Origin of the sequence: Burkholderia sp. MSMB1072 (genome assembly GCF_001524725.1) — a bacterium.
Lineage (GTDB): Bacteria > Pseudomonadota > Gammaproteobacteria > Burkholderiales > Burkholderiaceae > Burkholderia.
On sequence record NZ_LOYC01000010.1, the window covers coordinates 131,322 to 151,136 of the forward strand.

Annotated in this window: 21 protein-coding genes and 2 pseudogenes; 15 read left to right on the top strand and 8 right to left on the bottom strand. The window is 65.3% G+C overall.

The features are described from left to right. Positions 1 to 4: 4 nt before the first annotated feature. The 3 genes from WS89_RS05725 to WS89_RS05735 all read left to right on the top strand — a co-directional run bounded on the left by WS89_RS05725 (position 5) and on the right by WS89_RS05735 (position 3,269). Positions 5 to 1,006 carry a hypothetical protein gene (locus WS89_RS05725; RefSeq protein ID WP_059789808.1) on the top strand — a complete coding sequence of 334 codons (1,002 nt, stop codon included), beginning with the start codon at positions 5 to 7 and terminating at the stop codon, positions 1,004 to 1,006. Positions 1,007 to 1,249: 243 nt separating this feature from the next. Continuing rightward, positions 1,250 to 1,759: a hypothetical protein gene (locus WS89_RS05730; protein WP_156440250.1), complete on the top strand. Its 510-nt coding sequence runs from the start codon at positions 1,250 to 1,252 to the stop codon at positions 1,757 to 1,759. A gap of 994 nt (positions 1,760 to 2,753) precedes the next feature. After that, positions 2,754 to 3,269, top strand: a complete 516-nt coding sequence (locus WS89_RS05735) for a GNAT family N-acetyltransferase (RefSeq protein WP_059789949.1) — start codon at positions 2,754 to 2,756, stop codon at positions 3,267 to 3,269. Between the two features lie 95 nt (positions 3,270 to 3,364). Here WS89_RS05735 and WS89_RS05740 read toward each other — a convergent pair whose 3' ends face one another. Then, on the bottom strand, positions 3,365 to 3,829 hold the full coding sequence (locus tag WS89_RS05740) for a plasmid fertility inhibition factor family protein (protein WP_059789810.1): 465 nt from the start codon (positions 3,827 to 3,829) through the stop codon (positions 3,365 to 3,367). A 287-nt stretch (positions 3,830 to 4,116) separates the two neighbouring features. On the opposite strand from WS89_RS05740, the gene WS89_RS05745 reads away from it, so the two are divergent. Beyond that, the gene (locus WS89_RS05745) at positions 4,117 to 4,512 is read left to right on the top strand and encodes a hypothetical protein (RefSeq protein WP_059789811.1); all 396 of its coding nucleotides are present in this window, start codon (positions 4,117 to 4,119) and stop codon (positions 4,510 to 4,512) included. Positions 4,513 to 5,196: 684 nt separating this feature from the next. Here the strand turns inward: WS89_RS05745 and WS89_RS05750 are convergent. Beyond that, positions 5,197 to 5,940, bottom strand: coding sequence for a DUF695 domain-containing protein (locus WS89_RS05750; RefSeq protein ID WP_059789812.1), 744 nt, complete (start codon positions 5,938 to 5,940; stop codon positions 5,197 to 5,199). Between the two features lie 183 nt (positions 5,941 to 6,123). On the opposite strand from WS89_RS05750, the gene WS89_RS05755 reads away from it, so the two are divergent. The 4 genes and pseudogenes from WS89_RS05755 (at position 6,124) to WS89_RS05760 (ending at position 7,986) form a co-directional block, all read left to right on the top strand. Next, positions 6,124 to 6,432 carry a hypothetical protein gene (locus WS89_RS05755; RefSeq protein WP_059499096.1) on the top strand — a complete coding sequence of 103 codons (309 nt, stop codon included), beginning with the start codon at positions 6,124 to 6,126 and terminating at the stop codon, positions 6,430 to 6,432. A gap of 41 nt (positions 6,433 to 6,473) precedes the next feature. After that, positions 6,474 to 6,722 carry a hypothetical protein gene (locus tag WS89_RS34830; RefSeq protein WP_082741804.1) on the top strand — a complete coding sequence of 83 codons (249 nt, stop codon included), beginning with the start codon at positions 6,474 to 6,476 and terminating at the stop codon, positions 6,720 to 6,722. A gap of 53 nt (positions 6,723 to 6,775) precedes the next feature. Beyond that, positions 6,776 to 7,325: pseudogene (locus tag WS89_RS34550) on the top strand (aspartyl-tRNA synthetase); the annotation flags it as partial. A 187-nt stretch (positions 7,326 to 7,512) separates the two neighbouring features. Beyond that, the gene (locus WS89_RS05760) at positions 7,513 to 7,986 is read left to right on the top strand and encodes a VOC family protein (RefSeq protein WP_059498995.1); all 474 of its coding nucleotides are present in this window, start codon (positions 7,513 to 7,515) and stop codon (positions 7,984 to 7,986) included. A gap of 84 nt (positions 7,987 to 8,070) precedes the next feature. On the opposite strand, the pseudogene WS89_RS34900 reads toward WS89_RS05760, so the two are convergent. Next, positions 8,071 to 8,573: pseudogene (locus WS89_RS34900) on the bottom strand (diguanylate cyclase domain-containing protein). Between the two features lie 6 nt (positions 8,574 to 8,579). Between WS89_RS34900 and WS89_RS05770 the strand changes: the two are divergent. Next, on the top strand, positions 8,580 to 8,807 hold the full coding sequence (locus WS89_RS05770) for a hypothetical protein (RefSeq protein WP_059789814.1): 228 nt from the start codon (positions 8,580 to 8,582) through the stop codon (positions 8,805 to 8,807). Positions 8,808 to 8,957: 150 nt separating this feature from the next. Here WS89_RS05770 and WS89_RS05775 read toward each other — a convergent pair whose 3' ends face one another. Together WS89_RS05775 and WS89_RS05780 are read right to left on the bottom strand one after the other, a co-directional pair. Then, positions 8,958 to 9,581 carry a phospholipase D family nuclease gene (locus WS89_RS05775; RefSeq protein ID WP_027784365.1) on the bottom strand — a complete coding sequence of 208 codons (624 nt, stop codon included), beginning with the start codon at positions 9,579 to 9,581 and terminating at the stop codon, positions 8,958 to 8,960. A gap of 335 nt (positions 9,582 to 9,916) precedes the next feature. Continuing rightward, the gene (locus WS89_RS05780; RefSeq protein WP_059789815.1) at positions 9,917 to 10,405 is read right to left on the bottom strand and encodes a winged helix-turn-helix transcriptional regulator; all 489 of its coding nucleotides are present in this window, start codon (positions 10,403 to 10,405) and stop codon (positions 9,917 to 9,919) included. A gap of 187 nt (positions 10,406 to 10,592) precedes the next feature. On the opposite strand from WS89_RS05780, the gene WS89_RS05785 reads away from it, so the two are divergent. Together WS89_RS05785 and WS89_RS05790 are read left to right on the top strand one after the other, a co-directional pair. After that, positions 10,593 to 11,030, top strand: coding sequence for a PaaI family thioesterase (locus WS89_RS05785; RefSeq protein WP_059498991.1), 438 nt, complete (start codon positions 10,593 to 10,595; stop codon positions 11,028 to 11,030). A 149-nt stretch (positions 11,031 to 11,179) separates the two neighbouring features. Further along, positions 11,180 to 12,232 (top strand): NADP(H)-dependent aldo-keto reductase, encoded by a 1,053-nt coding sequence (locus WS89_RS05790; RefSeq protein WP_059789816.1) that lies wholly within the window; start codon positions 11,180 to 11,182, stop codon positions 12,230 to 12,232. Between the two features lie 77 nt (positions 12,233 to 12,309). Here the strand turns inward: WS89_RS05790 and WS89_RS05795 are convergent, their stop codons facing one another. Together WS89_RS05795 and WS89_RS05800 are read right to left on the bottom strand one after the other, a co-directional pair. Further along, positions 12,310 to 13,596, bottom strand: a complete 1,287-nt coding sequence (locus tag WS89_RS05795; RefSeq protein ID WP_059498989.1) for an MFS transporter — start codon at positions 13,594 to 13,596, stop codon at positions 12,310 to 12,312. Between the two features lie 34 nt (positions 13,597 to 13,630). Continuing rightward, the gene (locus WS89_RS05800; protein WP_059789817.1) at positions 13,631 to 15,049 is read right to left on the bottom strand and encodes a M20 family metallopeptidase; all 1,419 of its coding nucleotides are present in this window, start codon (positions 15,047 to 15,049) and stop codon (positions 13,631 to 13,633) included. A 162-nt stretch (positions 15,050 to 15,211) separates the two neighbouring features. Between WS89_RS05800 and WS89_RS05805 the strand changes: the two genes are divergently transcribed. The 4 genes from WS89_RS05805 (at position 15,212) to WS89_RS05820 (ending at position 18,939) form a co-directional block, all read left to right on the top strand. After that, complete coding sequence (locus WS89_RS05805; RefSeq protein WP_059498987.1) at positions 15,212 to 16,165, top strand: LysR substrate-binding domain-containing protein; 954 nt, start codon at positions 15,212 to 15,214, stop codon at positions 16,163 to 16,165. A 64-nt stretch (positions 16,166 to 16,229) separates the two neighbouring features. Continuing rightward, on the top strand, positions 16,230 to 17,360 hold the full coding sequence (gene mnmH / locus WS89_RS05810) for a tRNA 2-selenouridine(34) synthase MnmH (RefSeq protein ID WP_059789818.1): 1,131 nt from the start codon (positions 16,230 to 16,232) through the stop codon (positions 17,358 to 17,360). Further along, positions 17,357 to 18,415, top strand: a complete 1,059-nt coding sequence (locus WS89_RS05815) for a permease (RefSeq protein WP_059789819.1) — start codon at positions 17,357 to 17,359, stop codon at positions 18,413 to 18,415. The genes mnmH and WS89_RS05815 overlap by 4 nt, the downstream gene beginning before the upstream one ends. Before the next feature lie 101 nt (positions 18,416 to 18,516). Then, positions 18,517 to 18,939, top strand: a complete 423-nt coding sequence (locus WS89_RS05820; RefSeq protein ID WP_034207242.1) for a hypothetical protein — start codon at positions 18,517 to 18,519, stop codon at positions 18,937 to 18,939. Positions 18,940 to 18,976: 37 nt separating this feature from the next. Here WS89_RS05820 and WS89_RS05825 read toward each other — a convergent pair whose 3' ends face one another. After that, a complete protein-coding gene (locus tag WS89_RS05825) occupies positions 18,977 to 19,810 on the bottom strand; it encodes an ABC transporter permease (RefSeq protein WP_059498984.1) in 834 nt (277 codons plus the stop codon). Between the last annotated feature and the right edge of the window lie 5 nt (positions 19,811 to 19,815).

The following is a 19,815-nucleotide window of genomic DNA, read 5'->3' on the forward strand; positions in this document are numbered from 1 at the left end:
AGGCATGCTTAAGAAGCTGAAACGCGACGCGTTAGTCGCCGATCTGACCTCGGTGCAGGGGCTGCTTGGGTCGCGCACTTTAGAAGACGATCCGACCGGATTCTTGCAGTACGAGTCGCGGCGCCAAGACATCGAGGATGAACTCGCCCGTCTCGCTGACGTGCCTGATACACACGCGTCACTCGCTGTGTTTTTTGGCGGTGGCCCGGTGCATGGTTCGTATGGCATCGATGCCGATTTTGCCGGAGGCGCTCTTGAAGAGGTTCAAGAATTAATCAAGAAGTGCCTTGCTACTCGTGAACTCGGCCAGCTACGGGATCGCGGCCGTATTCCTCTGCGTGGAAACGCGCAAATGCTGGTTACTGACGTAGCTCGCGGGTCATTTGGCTTTGTTCTCGAGGAGGCGGGTGGCGAAACTCCACTTATCGACACTGTACTCAAGGACGTGGTGGACGAGGTTGCAGAATTGCTGGGGCAAATTGGATCGGTAGATGAGCGTGACTTTGAGGCGGCTAGCGAAGCGTTGGACAGTCGAGTTCTTGTTTCGCTTCGAAAGTTTTTCCGTCGATTAGACGAGGGAGATGCGACCGTTCGTATTGTCGAGTCCGATCGCGACTTTCTATTGGATCGGGCCTCGATTAGTCGAGCGCGCTCACGTACGGATGCGATGGAAATCGAAGAGTCCGGGCAACAGTTCGAGGGAGATTTGTTCTTGCTCCCCGATTCCAGACGGTTTGATATGCACACGTCGATAGACGGGCATGCTGTTGCAGTTAGCGGTCCGGTATCCAGAGACGTTATGCGCCAACTGGAAGGGCAGCCGGAGTTGGGCACGTCGCCGATTGATCCTCGCGACATCCCGCGTCAGCCGTGGCGAGTACTTCTTAAGGTTCGGACGATTCGCGAGCGTGGCCGCGCGCCGAGAACGGCGTATTCGCTTGCTCGATTGATCGAAGCGATTGAACCAAAGCCAGGGGGCGACCAATCGCCTTCGAGGTCGGCGTAAGGTTTGGCATAGGCATTTTGTTTCGCCCTGGACTGACAAGCCACCACATTGCTTCGAAGATTGGAGCCGATGTGGTCGGCTCTGTTTCTTTTCGATGAGGAGTCCGCGGAGTCAGGCAGGGCGGCGAACGTCGAGGCGGAGCGCGCGATGCTCGAGCTGTATCCGGCCGACGACATGGCAGCAGAGCCGGCAGATAACAAGCTAATTGTCACAGCCGAAAATCAATAGTTGGGAATGACTGCGATGTCACTCGCACCTACACTGACCACCGTTGAGGATCTGTATCGGAAGCTGGAGCGCGAGTCTCGCCGTACATTTGGTTCGACGGACCCCGTTGATAAGGCTGATCACTTTTTCAATTTCTGCGTTACCGCAAGTGCGATGCGCGACTATGCGCTAGAGCACCTTGGCAAGATTCAACGAGAAGACAAACAACCTTTTTTTGATGAGTGGAACGCGAGTCCCTCTCTCGTTGCTGCGCATGAGATAGCGAACATATCGAAGCATTTCGTGCTTCGCGATCCGAGGAACAAATCAGTCAAATCGGCCAAGACACGTGATGTCCTGCATCACAACGCAACATTCGTCGATGTCTATGAGGACAATGACGGTCGCCATCATTGGGCCGAAGCCGAGTACCCCACGATAAGCGTTGTGCTTTCGGATGGAAAAACTATGCAGTTGCACGACTTCACCCGTGCCGTTATTGAGTACTGGAGGACGTTTCTCGTGAAGCATGCAGTCCGCATCTGATACCGAAACGGGTGTGTGTTTTTCTGCCTTCGCATGCAGCGTCACTGTACGCGTCCATAGCATTGACGAATGCTCAAACCCGCATCGCGCCGAGGGTCTGAGCTCTGTCAACTGTTCCTACGCACAGCGGAATCGGCCTTCGAATCCGGTGGGTCTCGGCCTCGCGCTTCAAAAGACCGATAGCGCTAAAGCGCACTGCGCGACAAAGCATCAAGCGCATGGAAACGGACACCCTATACGCAAGACAATCGAATGCCATAGCGATGAATTCGACGGTTACGAAATCATCGTCGCGTTCGTGCGGCCGGCACCCGGCGGCACGTGGATGGCGAACGTTCGGGTTCGCACAGACGGAATCGAGTGGCCTTGGCAATATGACTTCGATGCCGAATATCAGACCGTCGGACGAAGCGAGGCGGGCAGGAATCGAAATCGGGCGTGCGATCGATCGTGCGTGATATCGACCGATAGATAACACCACTTGTCCGGCACCTCCGATGTGGAGACGGGCGTGGCGACGAGCCCCCGAGCGTGCTTCGTATCGCGCGTCCGTGTCGTTGCGCAGGCAACGGCCGCATCAATTTGTCCGCGATGCTTCCTTTTCGCCTAAGGTTCCCGCTCGCCGTGCCGTTATCTTGCCTGGACAGCCCTCGTGCCTCGAATGCTGATCCGTTTTCTTGCCTGCTCGCGCAAAACGCGAGCAGGCTTTTTTCGTTTACGACCGCGCGCAACAGGCCGATTGGCGGAATCGAACAGGGGCTTGGCGCAAACCGACAAAGCGCGACAGTCTTACATTCATGTAATGTGTGACCTTCCTCGTGCCCTCATGCTTTGCAGGGCCGTTCGATCCCGACGACCGCAGGCGGTGTCGGGATTTTTTTGCCCGCGTGCCGACCTTCCGACGACGAGCCCGTGCGAAGTGCATCCCGCAAGCACGGTATATTTTGCGAAGACACATGCCGATCAAGAGAACGAGCACAAGGAGTTGCTACCGATGCCGGACACCCGGACCACACTGCGCGCCGCGACGGTGCACGACGCGAACGACATTGCTCGCCTGCACACGCTGAGCTGGCAAACCGCTTATAGCCATATTCTTCCAGCCGCCTATCTGTCCGACGAGGCGCCGACCGAGCATGCGATCCGGTGGCGCAAGTATTTCGATCGCAACGAGCGCGACTGGGGCTTCGTGCTGATCGCCGAGTCGAATGGCGAGCCGGTCGGCTTCGTCAGCGCCGAGCGCCCCGTCGATCCGGCGCTGGGTGTGTTGCTTGACTGCCTGCACGTTCATCCGTCGCATCACGGCAGCGGCACGGGCAAGCGCATGATCGAAGCGGTTCGCGCATGGGCCCGGTCGATCGGCGTGGACAAGGTCCATCTGCAGGTGCTGGAGGGCAACGTGCGTGCGATTGGGTTCTACGAACACAACGGCTGGCAATTGGCCGGAGTCGAAACGAGCCGCATCGGCCGGACGGAAGTCACCGACCGGATTTACGCGATCCAGGCTTGAACGCTTTGCCGGCGTCGGCATGCCGCGCACGCGCGTGCAGCCGCGGCCGGCCTGCTACGGCATCGCGGCCGGTGAAATCCGAACGGACTTCGCCATCATTCGCCGCAATACCGGACCAGCAAATCGGCTTCGGTCTCGTGGATTTCGACAGGCAAGATCGTCGCGCCGGCATAGGCGAGATAGCGTGCGCGATGCTGGCCGTTACGGAACGACGCGACGCCGATTTTCGACAGGCCGGGAATGCCGAGCAGCGTTCGCGTTCTCGTCTCGCGAAACGTGATGAACGGCATGTCCGGAATCCGGTCCCGGTCCGGATCGAGGAATTCGCGAATGCCCGCGGCCTTGCCGGGTGCCCAATACTGAACCGACGGCAGCACATAGTCGGTGGTGTCGCGGTCGGCGCAGGTCAGCAGTTTCTTCAAGTCGACCGTCACGACCCGATGTCGAGAGTCGTCGGACGAAAATACCCGCTTGAGGTGCGTGTAGGCATAGGGAGCGTGCCCGGGAAGCTGGACGATCCAGACATCTACGTCGCCTCGTCGTGCGTGAGCGAGCGTCATTGATTTCCTCTGGTGGCGCAAGCGGCCCTCGTGATTCGAGTTTAGCAGCGCGGACGGCTGTGCAGCGGTTCGATACCAAAAACAGGAAAATGGAGCGACTTACGGCTCAACCGACAAAAAGAATGGGAACGATCATGTGTTGACGGTCCAGATCGACAGGTTGCGAGAATATCGCGATACTGCCAGCGAGAATGAAACCCTGCGCGAAATTTACGCAAGATTCACACGGTGTCGCGAAGCACGCCGGCCATCGTGAAAAATGAGAGGGCGCATTGAGCGGAGAAGCCATGTCGTCGAAACTCGAGATCGAATATCTGGATTACTGCTTCACGGCGACGCTCGAAATCGCCGAGTCCGGCCGTACCGTCGTCGTCGACAGGCAGCTCGAGTCCGAGGTGCGAAGCAAGACGCTCGCGTGGATCGTATTCGATCGTTTTCTGGAGCGAAACGATTTCGCCGACGAGGCGGACGCGCGCGCCAATATCGTCGACTGGCTGGAGCGGCTTGCCGATCCGAGGCCCGTCGCATCGACCGAGATAGCGAAGGTGAGCGCGGGGGCAACCGGCGCGGTGGCGGCAGATTCGTCGACAGCCGAAATCGTCGGCGGCGCTGCTATTGAAATCGTCAGCAATCTCGACTGGATCGATATGGCTGCCGACTGGTTTTCCAGTGGCTCGTTGTAGCGACGAACTTGTATTTTCATGACGCAGATCATTGCGCGCAAGAAATTACGTACGGAAAAACGAGACGGGAATCGCATCGCACGAAAAAAATAGAATAATCCTGCTTTGACAATACTTGCGATTTACCGGAAGCTGCGCCTTTGGGCCTGAAAAAGCGGCTTGATTAAAAAATAAAACGCCGGGATGAAAAGACGAACGCCGTCTCCCGGCTTTTCGTCAACGAGGCCGGCAAGCAATGCGTCGTGCTTGAATCGTGACGGTATTCGCCGGCACGCGAGCATGCCGGTTGCCGTCACGTTGTCACTAAAGGGTGAGTTGCCGCACAGACCGCCGCGCGACTCGAGATCACAATTTGACCGGTTGACCGTTCTTCCCCGGCCCGGTCAACCATTTCCCCGCTCGCTCGCGCAGGAGCGGGGGCTTTTTGCCCCCCGACGCCGGAAAATTGCGTCGGCGGAACCGGACAGGCGTTCGGCGGACTGCGCGACGGCACGCGTTCGCACTCCGACATCCGTTCGCCCGATCCGTTCGAATTGCTTTCCTCGTGCCTGAGCGAACCCTCAGGCCCATCGCCGGTTTTTGCCGGCGATGCCTTGATCCCGGCAGCGCGCAACAACGCTGCCGGGATGTTTTTTGCGTCGCATGCGTGACGTCGCATCACGCGCCGCGGGCATCGCGCGCCGCTCAGCCGGCCTGTTCGACGCTGGTCTCCCATCCATCGTAATTGCCGCCGAGTGCGCGCACCTCGCGATTGAGCACGATCGTATGGCGCGTGATATCGGCGAGGGCCATCGTGTCTTCGTGCGAAAACCGCACCGCCGACTTGCCGTCTTCGGTCGGCGCGACCGATTCGACCGGATAGCCTTTCGCTTCGGCCCAGTCCGCGAACTGGTGTGCGTCGCTCGGGTCGGGGAAGTACGCCCAGTGCATCACGCGCCGGCTCACGTCGGCGACGTCGCCTTGCTGCCGCAGCGCCTCCAGCGTGCGCATGTCGCGCATGATCTGCCAGTCGTCCTCGGTCGGGTAGAGCGTCTGCCAGTATGTCGTCTTGTCCGGGTCGTCCTGATGGGCGTACTGAAGCGCATAGGTCGTCCGGTCGGCCAGCGAGTCGACGATCTCGGCGGCCGCCTCTTCGTCGAACGGCACGTAGAAAAGAAAGTCCCGGTTACCGTCGACGGTGATGCGGCCGACTTGCACGCCGTCTTTCGCGGTGATCGCGGCGTCGAGCAGATCCTCGATCTTGGCGAGATCGGCGAATTCGTCGCCGGTCGGCAGACCGTCGGGCGACGGATGCGCGAAGGGAACGCGCACGCTGAGCACCGACGTGCGCGGATCGCCATCCGCGATTTCCGCAAAGCCGTGGTTGAAGCTGATGAAAGCCTGATGGTCGCCCATTCTGGCAGGGAAGGTTCCCCAGGCGTCGCTCATGTGTTTCTCCCGTACACGATCGTCTGTTGACGGTTGCAAAGCGTCCCAATGTATCATCGAAAATCGCGTTGGCCGGAGCCGCGCACGTGATCGCGGGCCGTGCGCGCCGCGCGGGCAAGGTCCGGGCCGTTCGCAGCCCGCAGCGTGCATGCGGCGGGCTGCAAAAATTCAAAGGAGATGCCGATGTCGACGTTTGCGGTGAATGGTGTCCGAATCGATCCGCTCAGCGCGCGCGTGACGCACGTGCGCTGGGCGGCCGTGAATCCGGTCGATCGCTCGTGGGCGGCGGCGCCCAGCGAGGCCCCGGTGGCGGACGTGGCGCGCGCACTCGCGTCCGGCAACGATGTCCGCGCGATCTTCTCGGCATCGGACACCACTGCGATCGGACCCAGGCTGAAGCGCGTGCTGTATCGCGATGCGTCCGAAGGCATCGAGCTCGACATCGATGCAACCAGCGAGTCGCGCACGTTGCGCGATCTGCCGCAAATCTGACGGCGAGCCGGTCCCCCAAAACGAATCGCGCGAACGCGCCCATGATCATGCCCAGATCCGCCATCGCTTCGCTGGCATTCGCGCTTTGTTCGGCGCTTGCCGCCTGTCAGACCGCGTCCGGGCCGTCGCCCGTGCAACCGTCACCCGAGACCGCATCGGCGACCGTCCCCGCGTCTTCACCGCCGGCCGCGCCGATCCGCGGCATGGGCCTCGCGCCTCATCTGGCGGGGCAGAGCCACTGGGCCATCGGTCAATGCACGACGAACGGCACGGTCAAGGTATGTAATTGACCGACGTCGGCGCAATGGCGCGTAATTCGCGCGAGCGGGATCGGAATCCCGACATGCCCCGAGCCGATGGACCGACGGCCGTCGATACGAGCCAGCGTGCAGTGAAGGAACGCGAAACGACGGATTCCGGCTGGCACGTCGATCCCGTCGCGGAAACGGTCACCGGCCCGTTGCCGGTCGCGCTGGCAGTCGGCGGCCGAAGGCTGAAAGATCGTGTGCGCGGGGCTGGCTTCGGCGAGCCGGTGCGGTTATGCGGCCGCCCCGACGCTCTGGCCGGTGGGGGTGCTGGCCGCGCTGCTGGGGCTGTCCAGCGCCGCGTTGTTCGTGTCGTCGCGGCGCCAGATGGCGCTGCAGGTCGACGAGACGGGCTTCCGGCTGATCGGTTCCGCCCGCGAAAAACTTATCACGCGTTGGTGTGACGTCACGGAATTCCGGATCGTCCGCGTCGCCGGTAATCGTTACATCGTCTACCCGTTTTCCGTACATTCGTCGCGCACGAAGGTGCCGGATGGCGTGATGTTGCCGATCGGCCGGTTTGTCGATCTTCCGCTCGACGCGGTGGCCGAGTTGCTGCAGGCCTGCCGCCGTCAATTCGGCCAACCGACGAGCAGGCCGCCCGAACCCGCTGACGAGGCCCTGGGCGTCCTGTGCACCCGGTGGCTCGGCCAAACAAAAAAATCCCGCATGTCGTGTCGATTTCCGCGGGAGTCGTCCGTCGTAGCATCGGAGGCGTGCGCATCGCGCGTCCGTCCCGATTTTCGATACGACAACCGACTGAAGGAGCGACACCATGTCCACGTCCGTCAAGCCGATCCCGGAAGGGATGCGCACGCTGACCCCGCATCTGATCTGTGCGGGCGCGACCGCAGCCATCGACTTCTACAAGCGCGCATTCGATGCGACCGAACAGTTTCGCCTCGCGATGCCCGACGGCCGGCTCGCGCATGCGTGTCTTGCGATTGGCGATTCGACGCTGATGCTGGTGGATGAAATGCCCGAGCACGGTGCGCTCGGCCCGAAGGCGCTGAAAGGCACGCCCGTCTGTCTGCATCTGTACGTGCCGGACACGGATGCCGCGATCGCGAAGGCGGTCGAGGCCGGCGCGACGATCACGATTCCCGCCGCCGACATGTTCTGGGGCGATCGTTACGGGCAGGTCGAGGATCCGTTCGGGCATCGCTGGTCGCTGGCGACGCATCAGCGCGACCTGACGCCCGAGCAGATCGCGGACGCAATGGCTAGTGCGCCGCCTTGCGGAAGCTGAACCGACGTCCCTGCACGACCGCGGCCGAGCGGCAGCGCGGCGGCGTGGGTTGCGCGCTGTCGCGCCGGCGCGGCTCGTCCGCGGTCATGCGCCGGCCGTCTTGCCGCGCTGCTTGTGTTCGTACATCCAGCGATCGGCCGATGCGAGCAGGTCGGCGACGGTGCGATGGCGTGCGGGATCGTACGCAACGTGCGCGACGCTGAAACGGATCGCGTAGCCGCGTGCGTCGGCTGCATTGCGCTGCGCGAGCGTCTGCGTCGCGCGTTCGACGGGCTCGGCGACGTCGGCGGATCGGTGGCGCTCAACAGCACGACGAACTCGTCGCCGCCGAGCCGCGCGACGACGTCGCTGTCGCGCAGCGCGTCCGCCAACGTTTCCGAACACGTATCCCGCATTCCTCGATGCATCGCCACGCTGCACGTCTCGCGGCTGCGGTGATCGGCTCCGTGAGGGTCGGCGAAGATGCTGTGAGAAGCGGGTGTCATCGGCTCGTGTTTCGTTCCGATGCGGCGTCGCACGGGCGATACCTCAAGGTGCGCGTCGCGATGCCGTAAACAGGACAAGTCCAATCGTTCATCGCATCCCATCGCACCATGGTTCGAATTCTGTACGCGGGCTATCTCGCGTTTGCGCTGTATCTCCTTTACCCACTGGTGCAGAACACGCTGATGTTCAGCACCGATTGCGTGCGCAGCGTGCTGCCGATGGGCGATCGCGGCTTGTCGGCGAATCCGGCAAGCGATGCGGACGGGCACGCAAACCGCTGCGTGTCGGGCGCGCATGCCGGCGCAGTGATCGGGCGGGTGCCCGAAATCCATTGAACGTGGCGGCGTCGCCCGTGATGGGCGCTTCGCGAGCCGGCATGCTGGCCATTTGGCCGAATTGAGCATCGCGCCATGCTCGCCGATCATCTGTCACGCGGCGGCAAAAATGCGAGCGGTCGAGCGTCGCGCGAAAGCGCGTGTCGCGCGTCAGTAGCTGGAGCGGTACGGCGTGCCCTGGTCGAAGCGGCTTTGCCAGTGCGTGAGGTAGCGCGACGCGAGTTGCGGATTGTTCCAGACCACGACGACGTTCTCGGAATTGCGGCTGGCGGCCGACGCACTGTAGTTGAACGAACCCGTTTCGACGTGCTCCGCGTCGATCACGAGGTACTTGTCGTGATGGATCGCATAGGCGTCGATCGTGCGCGTCGGGATGCCCGCGTTGACGAGCAGGTTCAGTGCCTGCTTGCTGCTCTTCGCGCGATTGCCCTTGTCGTCGACGACCACCGCGACATTCACGCCGCGGCGCTTGGCGGCAAGCAGCGCGCGCGCGACGGGCGGCGACGTGAACGAGTAGGCGGCGACCCGGATCGAGCTGCGCGCCGCCCCGATCGCTTTCAGCACGAGCGCTTCGGCGCCGCCATCGGGCGAGAACGCCGATTCGACGACCTGCGTCGCGGGTGCTTCGTGAGTGGGGGCCGGCAACCATCGCGACACGAGATCGATCGCTTGCTGGAGCAGCGATTCGCTTTGCGTCTTGCCGAAGGCGGCGAAGGGTGTGGCGAGCAGGGAAGCGGCGAGACAGGCGGCAGCGAGGCGATTGCGCGACAACATCTTGGACAGCGAATAATTTCGAGACAGCGGGCCGTGAGTGTAACGCACGCGTGGCGGCCCGGTCACGTGCGGATGCGAAGCGAGGGGCCGCACGATGATCGGCAGCGGCGATGAGGGTGACGCAAAGTTGCGTTGTGCAACTCGTGTATGCGCGCGGGGCGGTCAACGGACAGCGGACAGCGCCGGCGATGGCATGCGATTGCATTCGCCGTTGCAGGACCCGCGTGTGCGAGCAATGCGTGCTTCCGGTCGGACTGACTCGGCCCCCATGCGGCCTGTCGCCGAAGCGTGCGTGCAACGGGCGCGTCTGACGGACATCCGCGCGTAGCGCATCGTCAATCCGTGGTTACAGACGCGCCGGCCTCATCGGGCGCGATCCATCCGGGCCCTGGCTCGGGCTGCACGTCGCGCGCGTCGAGCAGCTCGCCACAGGCCGAGCATACGGTCACCGCGTGCATCAGCTGGCCGCAGGCCCGGTGGCGCAATTGCAGCGGCGGCCCCTGGCCGTCGTCCTTCCAGCGATCGCCCCACGCCATCAGCGCGAGCAGCGCCGGGTAGAGGTCGCGGCCTTTTTCCGTCAGCCGGTATTCGAAGCGCGGCGGGCGTTCGTGATATGCGCGCTTGGCGAGCACGCCTTCGTCGACGAGCCGCGCCAGCCGTTCGGCCAGCACGTGGCGCGTCAGGCCGAGCTGGGCCTGGAATGCATCGAAGCGGCGGCAGCCGAGGAAGGCGTTGCGCAGGATCAGCATGGTCCAGCGGTCGCCGAGCACGGCGAGCGTGCGCGCGACCGAACAGTTCAGCGTGCCGATGTCATCCCATTTCATCGTCGAGTCTCTTGCCTCTTGCGGCGGTCTTGCGGCGGTTCAGCGAAATAGCGGGTTCGATTATAGAACCCGCCTTCGGTTGCAACGGGCGCAGCCGCGTTGACAACGGCCGGCATCGTTGACAATAATGGGTTCCAATTTAGAACTTACTCGCGCGGCGACGCGCTTTCAACCCGGAGACAACCCGATGAATCCGCTTTCCCTGTCTGGCCTCGATTTGCTGCGTGCCGCCGTGTCGGGCGACGTGCCACTTGCGTCGATTTCGGAGACGATCCCGATGCGTCCGCTCGACGTCGAGCTCGGTTACGTGAAGTTTTCGGCGCGGGCGGACGGCCGCCACCTGAATCCGCTGGGCGGCGTGCACGGCGGGTTCGCCGCGACGGTGCTCGATTCCGTCACCGGGTGCGCGGTGCATTCGATGCTCGACGCGGGCGTCGGTTACGGCACCGTCGATCTGCACGTGAAGATGCTGCGGCCCGTGCCGCGCGACGTCGACCTGATCGCGGAAGGGCGCGTGATTCACCTGTCGCGTTCGCTGGGCGTCGCGGAGGGCACGCTGAAGACGCCGGACGACAAGATCGTCGCGCATGCGTCGGCGACCTGCTTCATCCAGCGGCCGCAGTGACGGAGGGCGGCAGCAGCGTCGTCCGGGCAGCGGGCGCGTGAGCGCGCCGGGCAGCCCAAAAGCCGCTTGTAAGCGTGCGCGGCGCCAGCCTGAAGCAACCGCTTCGATGTGATAGCGTTCCTGCTTTCCACCGACGCGACAGGAACAGCATGGAATACCGCACACTCGGCGATTCGGGCATCGAGGTCAGCCTGATCGGTCTCGGCACGATGACGTGGGGCGAGCAGAATTCGGAGCGCGACGCGCACGAGCAGATCGACTATGCGCTCGGGCAGGGCGTGACGCTGATCGACGCCGCGGAGATGTATCCGGTGCCGCCGAAGCCGGACACGCAGGGCCGCACCGAGCAATACATCGGCACCTGGATCGCGCAGCATCGCGCGCAGCGCGACCGCATCGTGCTCGCGACGAAGATCGCGGGGCCGGCGCGGCAGCCGCACAATCCGCGCCATATCCGCGGCGAGGGCAACCAGTTCGACCGCAAGAACCTGACCGAAGCACTCGACGGCAGCCTCAAGCGCCTGCAGACCGACTACGTCGATCTCTACCAACTGCATTGGCCCGATCGCAGCACGACCACGTTCGGCCGTCCCGCGTATCCGTGGGTCGACGACGCGTACACGGTGCCGATCGAGGAAACGCTCGGCGTGCTCGCGGAATTCGTGAAGGCCGGCAAGGTGCGCGCGATCGGCGTGTCGAACGAAACGCCGTGGGGTGTCGCGCAGTTCCTGCACGCGGCCGAGCGGCTCGGGCTGCCGCGCATCGCGAGCATCCAGAATCCGTACAGCCTGCTGAACCGCACGTTCGAAAACGGGCTGTCGGAATTCACGCATCGCGACGGCGTCGGCCTGCTCGCGTATTCGCCGCTCGCGTTCGGCTGGCTGTCCGGCAAGTACGAGAACGGCGCGCGTCCGGCCGGCGCGCGCATCACGCTGTTCGAGCGCTTCCAGCGCTACAGCAAGCCGCAGGCCATCGAGGCGACGTCGCGTTACGTCGCGCTCGCGCGGCGTCACGGGCTGTCGCCCGCGCAACTGGCGCTCGCGTTCGTCAACAGCCGCCCGTTCGTGCGCAGCAATCTGGTCGGCGCGACGTCGCTCGAGCAGTTGAAGGAGAACATCGGCAGCATCGACGTGACGCTGTCCGACGAGATCCTCGCCGAGATCGACGCATTGCACGAACGGCAGCCGAATCCGGCGCCGTAAACGGCGCGCGGCCCGCGCGGCAGCGATGCCACGACGGGCCGTGTCGGCGGCGCATGGCTGCGCCGTCGTGTCCCGCGTCAGCGCATCTTCAGCCGCGTGCGTGCGACGAACAGCGCGGCGAGGCTCAGCAGCGCGCACCCGATCAGATAGAGCGCCGGCGACAGCCGGTTGCCGGTCGCGCTGATCAGCCAGGTGATGACGAACGGCGCGAAGCCGCCGAACAGCGTGACACCGGTGTTGTAGCTGACCGCGAGCCCGGTGGCGCGTGTCTGCGACGGGAACAGTTCGGCCATCAGCGCCGGCAGCGCGCCGCAATACATCGCCTTCAGCGCGCCGATCCAGACCAGTGCGGCGAGCATCGTCGCGAACGACGCGTGGCGTGTGAGCCATGCGAACGTCGGCCACACGGTCACGAGCATCAGCACGGCGGCGACCGCCATCATGCGGATCCGCCCGGTGCGGTCGGACAGATGGCCGACGACCGGCGTGACGAGCGTCAGCACGAAGCCGGTCGCGAGCGTCGCCGCAAATCCCGTCGAGGCCGGCAGCCCGAGCTGCTTGATCGCGTAGGTCGGCATGTACAGGATCATGTAGTTGATCGCGGTCGAGATCACGAGCGCGCCGATCGACAGCAGCAGCCGCAACTTCTGGGCCGCGAACAGCTCACGCACCGGGGCGTCGGAGCGCGCCTGCGTCTTGAATTCGACGCCTTCGTCGACGTAGCGGCGAATGTACAGCCCGACCGGACCGATCGCGAGCCCGAACAGGAACGGCACGCGCCAGCCCCAGCTTTCGAGTTGCGCGGAAGTCAGCGTGGCCGTCAGCAGCGCGCCGAAGCCCGACGCGAGCAACGTCGCGAGGCCCTGGCTCGCGAACTGCCAGCTCGACATGAAACCGCGCCGCTGCGGCGCATGCTCGACGAGAAACGCGGTCGAACTCGCGAATTCGCCGCCCGCTGAAAAGCCCTGCATCAGCCGCGACAGCATGATCCCGAGCGGCGCGAGAATGCCGATCGACGCGTAGGTCGGCATCAGCGCGATCAGCAGCGTGCCAGCCATCATCATCGCGATCGACAGCAGCAGCGACGCCTTGCGGCCCGCGCGGTCCGCGTACGCGCCGAGCACGAAGCCGCCGATCGGCCGGATCAGGTAGGACAGCCCGAACGTGCCGAGCGTCAGCATCAGCGACGTCGCTTCGCTCGTGGCGGGGAAGAACAGCTTGGCGATCGTGACCGCGAAGAAGCCGTAGACGATCAGGTCGAACCATTCGAGCGCGTTGCCGATCGACGCCGCGAAGATGATGCGGCGGATCTTCGCGGCGCTGGGGTGCGCGGCGTCCTGCGAGGTCAGGGTGGTCGTATTCATCGTGTGTGCAGTCCCGTGAAAGGGGCGAAGCGCGTTACAGGGCGGCGCCGGCCGCGGCGGCTGCCGCGCGGCGAACGGGCGGCGCGTCGTCGCCGAGATCCCAGAAGAGGCCGGCCATCATCTGCAGCCCCTCGCTGACGACGCTCGCGAGCAGATGCTCGTCGGGCGCGTGCTGCGAGCACGCCGGGTACGAGTGCGGCACCCACAGCGTCGGCAGCCCGAGCGTGTCGGCAAACACCTCGTTCGGCAGCGTGCCGCCGAGATTCGGCAGGATCGCGGGCTTCTTGCCGGTGGTGCGCGCGAGCGACGCGACGGCCCAGCGGACCCACGGATCGTCCGGCGGCACGCGCGTCGCCGGTGCGCCGCGTTCGACGTCGATCTCGATGTCGGCGAAGCCGTGCGCATCGAGATGCGCGCGCAGATGCGCATGCAGCGCTTCCCAGTCGGTGCCGACGACGAAGCGCAACTGGCAGTGCGCATACGCGGCAGGCGGAATCGCGTTGACGGGATGCTCCGGGTTGCCGGCCTTGAACGCGAGAATCTCGAACGTGTTCCAGCCGAATACGCGCTCGGCGGCGGACAGGCCGGGCTCGCCCCAGTCGGCGTCGAGCGCCGGGTCGCCGGGGCCGCCGCCGACGGAGAGATCGGCAAGCGCGTCGCGCACGGCAGCCGGGATCGGCGGCGGGCGCAGCCCCGCGACGCGAATCGCGCCGCGCGCGTCGACGAGGCTCGCGAGCGCATGCGCGAGCACGATCGCCGGATTGCGCAGCAGTCCGCCCCAGTTGCCGGAGTGATGTGCGCCGTCGCGGGCGTACAGGCTCAGCTTGAAGTTGACCGCGCCGCGCGAGCCGAGAAATACCGTCGGGCGCGCGGCGGCGATGCGCGGGCCGTCGGACGCGATCAGCACGTCGGCCGCGAGCGCGTCGCGTTCCCGGCGGCACAGCGCGTCGAGGCCCGGCGACCCGGTTTCCTCGCCCATCTCGATTAGCAGCTTCGCGTTGAAGCCGAGCCGGCCGCCGCGTGCAGCGAGCACGCTCGCCAGCGCGGCCAGGTTGATCGAGTGCTGGCCCTTGTTGTCGGCGCTGCCGCGGCCGTACCAGCGGTCGCCGTCGGCCGTCAGCGTCCACGGCGACAGCGGCGCGCGCCACTGCGCGTCGTAGCCGCGCACGACGTCGCCGTGGCCGTAGATCAACACGGTCGGCAGCGCGTCGTCTTCGTGGCGCGACGCGAGCAGGAACGGGCCGCCGTCGACGGGGTTGTCGACGATCCGCGACGTGAAGCCGAGGCGGGCGGCCTCGGGCGCGATCTCGTCGGTCAGGTAGGCGCGCAGCGCGGCGCCGCTGCCGCTTTCCTGGCTTTCGGTGCGCAGGCCGACGCGGCGGCTCAGGGTCGTGAAGAATGCACCGGACTCGAACTGGTTCAGTGCGTGCTGGATAGCGGCGGTACGGCTCAAATCGTGTCTCCTCCGAGGGTTCGCTGCGCGCGGGCCGCGTACGCAACGTGAAGTGCGATCGATTCTAGAAAGCCGGTTTTTTTGTCACAATGATCGAATTTCGAACCTTTCTTTGCCGAAAAGGCAAAGCAGCGCGACCGGATGCGGCGCGGAGACAGAACGATGGCGGCTTTCCTGCATGGTCTGGCGTTGCGATATTTCGTCGAGGTGGCGCGTACCGGCTCGATCAGCGACGCGTCCGCGCGGCTGCACGTGGCCGTGTCGGCGATCAGCCGCCAGATCGCGAAACTGGAGAGCGAGCTCGGCGCGCCGCTGTTCGAGCGGCGGCCGCGCGGGATGGCGCTGTCGGAGGCCGGCGAGCGGCTGCTGGCGTTCGCGCAGCGCAGCCTGCTGGAGGCCGAACACGTGATGAAGGACATCGGCGGGCTCGACGCGCTGCACGGCAGCCTGCTGAAGATCGCGTGCTCGGAGGGGTTCGCGATCGATTTCCTGCCCGGCGTGCTCGCGAGCTTCAAGGCGCGCCACCCGGGCGTCGATTTCACCGTGTGGGTCGTGTCGCCGGCGGACGCGACCCGGCGCGTGCGCGACGGCGATGCGGACATCGCATTGACCTTCAGCCTCGCGCCGGAGAAGGGCGTGCGCGTCGACCACACCGAGCGCGCGCCGGTCTTTGCGCTGGTCCGGCACGATCATCCGCTCGCGGCGCGCGACGCGGTGTCGCTCGCCGACGTTGCGCGGCACGCGCACGTGCTGCCCGAGGCCGGCACGACGGTGCGTCAGTTGATCGACATCGCGTGCGCGCTCGACGGGCTGCTGCTCGAGCCCGAACTGACGAGCAACAACACCGCCGCGATGTACGGCTACGCGCGGCGCACGGGCGCGGTGATGTTCACCGGGCTGTTGTCGGTGCGCGATCGCTCCGATGCGGACGGCTTCGTCGTCGTGCCAGTGACGAACCCGCAATTGCGCGAACGCAGCATCCAGGTGCAGACGATGGCGGGGCGCGATCTGCCCGCGTCGGTGCGCGCGTTCCGCGACCACCTGATCGACGCGATGCAGGCCGCCTCGCCGCCGCCGACCGCCGCGCGACGCCCGGGACGCCGGCCCGTGAGATAATCGTCAATCCGCCTTCCGTGCCCATGCGGCTCCCCGAGCCGTATCGCCCCTGTTCGACGCCAAATTGAAGAACCTGATTGTCACCCTCGATCGCGCCGGCGAGTTCGACGAGATCATCGACGTGCGCACGCCGCTCGAGTTCGCCGAGGATCATATTCCCGGCGCGCTGAACGCGCCCGTGCTCAGCAACGAAGAGCGTGTGCTCGTCGGCACGATGTACCGCCAGGTATCGCCGTACGAGGCGACGCGCGTGGGCGCGGCGATCGTCGCGCGCAACATCGCGCGCCATCTCGATACGACGTTCGCCGACCGGCCGCGCAACTGGCGGCCGCTGATCTATTGCTGGCGCGGCGGCAAGCGCTCGGGCTCGATGACGACCTGGTTCAACCTGATCGGCTGGAAGGCGCGCCAGCTCGACGGCGGCTACAAGGCGTACCGCCAATCGGTGTGTGCGACGCTCGACTCGCTGCCGACGCGCTTTCGCTACATCGCGCTCGTCGGCCATACGGGCTGCGGCAAGACGCGCCTGCTGAACGCGCTGCGCGACGTGGGCGCGCAGACGCTCGATCTCGAAGCGCTCGCATGCCATCGCGGCTCGCTGCTCGGCGCGCTGCCGGGCAAACCACAGCCGGCGCAAAAGGGGTTCGATTCGGGGCTCGTCGAGACGCTCGGGCGTTTCGACCCCGAATGGCCGGTGTTCGTCGAGTCGGAAAGCCGCAGGATCGGCCTCGTGCAGTTACCGATCGCGCTGATCGACGCGTTTCACGCGGGGCCGTGGGTGCAGGTCGAGGCGGCCCACGACGAGCGGATCGCGTTCCTGCTCGACGATTACGCGCATCTGTTCGACGAACCCGATGCGTTCAAGGCGCAGCTTCATCGGCTGATCGGCCTGCACAGCCGCGAAGAAGTGACGCGCTGGAAGGGGCTGATCGATGCCGGCGCGCGGGCCGATTTGTTCGCCGAACTGATCGACAAGCATTACGATCCCGCCTATGCGCGCACTTACCGCGCGACGTACAACAAGCCGAACCGGGCGCTGACGTTCACGTTTCGGCCCAACGCAGCCGACGTGCGCGATCAGGCGCGCAGGCTGCTGGCCGAACTCGCGCGAGCCGGACTGCCCGCATCGGCCGCGCTTGCCGCCGGCGCGACATCCGAAACCGACAAAGACCAATCGACGACCACCGCACGATGACGACCACACGCACCCAACCCACTCCGGCGTTCGGCTGGATGACCTTCCTGCTGATCGCGGTCGCGGGCCTGTTCTATGTGAAATGGTTCCCGTACTACAACAAGGCGTTCGTTGCCGCCGAGCACCATTCGATCGGCCAGTCGATCCTGATGGGCACGTCCGCGGCCGCGCCCGAACCGTCGCTGAAGGCGGCGCTCGACTATGCGTGGGCGTACGGCAAGGCGATCTGGCAGGCGATGGTGCTCGGCCTGCTGCTCGGCTCGGCCGTACAGGCGCTGTTGCCCGCGCACTGGGTGGCGCGCGTGCTCGGCCGCACGGGATTCGGCAGCGTCGCCGCGGGCGGGCTGCTGTCGCTGCCCGGGATGATGTGCACGTGCTGCGCGGCGCCGGTCGTGGCGGGCTTGCGTGCGCGCCACGCGTCGCCGGGCGGCGCGGTCGCGTTCTGGCTCGGCAATACGGTGCTGAACCCGGCGGCGCTGGTGTTCATGGGCTTCGTGCTCGGCTGGCACTGGAGCGCGCTGCGCATCTTGCTCGGCATCGCGATGGTGTTCGGGATCGGCTATCTGCTGAACCGCATCGCGCGCCCCGAAGACCGCAGCATCGACGATGCGCAGCTCGCGGCGCTGGCGGCCGAGCAGGCCGCAGCCGGCAATCCGTTCGTCCGCTGGATGAAACTGCTCGCGCGCATGGCCGTGCGGCTCGTGCCCGAATACATCGTGCTCGTGCTGCTGCTCGGCGCCGCGCGCGCATGGCTGTTCCCGCATATCGGCCCGGACATCGGCAATCATCTCGGCTGGATCGTCGCGTTCGCGGTTGCGGGCATGCTGTTCGTGATCCCGACGGCCGGCGAGGTGCCGATCATCCAGGCGATGCTGTCGCTCGGCATGGGCGTCGGCCCCGCCGCCGCGCTGCTGATGACGCTGCCGCCGATCAGCGTGCCGTCGCTGGCGATGCTCGCGCGTTCGTTCAAGCCCTACATGCTGGCGATCGTCGCGGCGCTCGTCGTCGTGTTCGGGATCGCGAGCGGCTTGCTCGCGATCGCGTTCGGGTTCTGATGCATGCAAACGGCGCGCCCGTCGCGCGCCATCGTCGTATTCATCCGGCGCCGCCGCTTCACGTGTGCGGCGCCTTTTACAAGAAGCAAACAGGAAAACGCATGACCCAACCGAAGATCCATCCTCGACTCGAAAAGGCGCTGACGCGCGGCGATCTCGCGATCCGCCAGGCCAATTCCGCGCGGGCGACTGCCGTGCTGCAGGCACTCGGCACGATGATCATCGAGGCCTCCGCAACGATCGGTGTCGAGGCCAGCATCGACATTCCGCAAGGCGATCGGATTTACGATCCCGTCAACGGCCTGTGGCCGCAGAAGATGCTGGTGTCGTTCGACGGCCCGGTGGACGAAGCCGACAAGGAAGAGTTGCGCACGGTCTATCTGCTGGCCGACGATCCGGGCACGCAGTTTCGCGTCGAATGGCATCGCGCGGACGGCAAGCTCGGCCGGCAGGAAGGCGGCCCGCTCGCGACCGTCGCGTTCCTGACCGACGTCGAAATTCCGTGGAGCGACGACGACGAGTAATGTCGTCGCATGAAGCCGGCGGCCGGTGCGCCGGCCGTCAGCGCATCATCCGCCGCCGGAACAGCCATGCGGACAGCAGGAACCCACCGACCGCGTAGCCGGCGAGCACCGCGACGTGCAACGCGATGTCGGTCGCCGGCCGGCCGAGCATCGCAGGGCGGATCAGCTCGACCGCGTTCGCGAGCGGCAGCGCCTGCGCCGCGTGCTGCGCGAGCGGCGGCAACTGCGCGATCGGGAAGAACACGCCCGACAGCAGCAGCATCGGCGTCAGCACAAGCGTCTGATAGAACATGAAGAAATCGTACGACGGGGCGAGCGCCGTGACGATCATCGCGATGCTGGCAAACGCGAGGCCGGCCAGCGCGATCACGGGCAGCACCGCGAGCATCGACGGAAACTGCGCGTAGCCGAGCCCGCCCGCGACGAGCATGATCGCGCCGCCCGACAACATCGCCTTGCTGGCCGCCCAGACGATCTCGCCGAGCACGATGTCGCCGAGTGCGAGCGGCGTATGCATGATCGCTTCCCACGTGCGTTGCACGTGCATCCGCGAGAAACCCGAATACATCGATTCGAAGCTCGCGGACATCATCACGCTCGAGCCGACCGTGCCGGCCGCGAGAAACGCGATGTACGACACGCCGTCGACGTGGCCGAGCATCAGGCCGAGCCCGAAACCCAGCCCGAACAGATAGATCATCGGATCGGCGAGATTGCCGAACATCGACGCGAGCGCGAGCTTGCGCCACACGAGATAGTTGCGCCGCCAGACGGCGATCCAGTTGCTGGCGTTCGCCGGCATCGCTATCGCGAAGCGCGATTCGCGCGGCGGGGCCGATGGCGTGGTGGCGGAATAGTGACGGACGTCCATGGTCG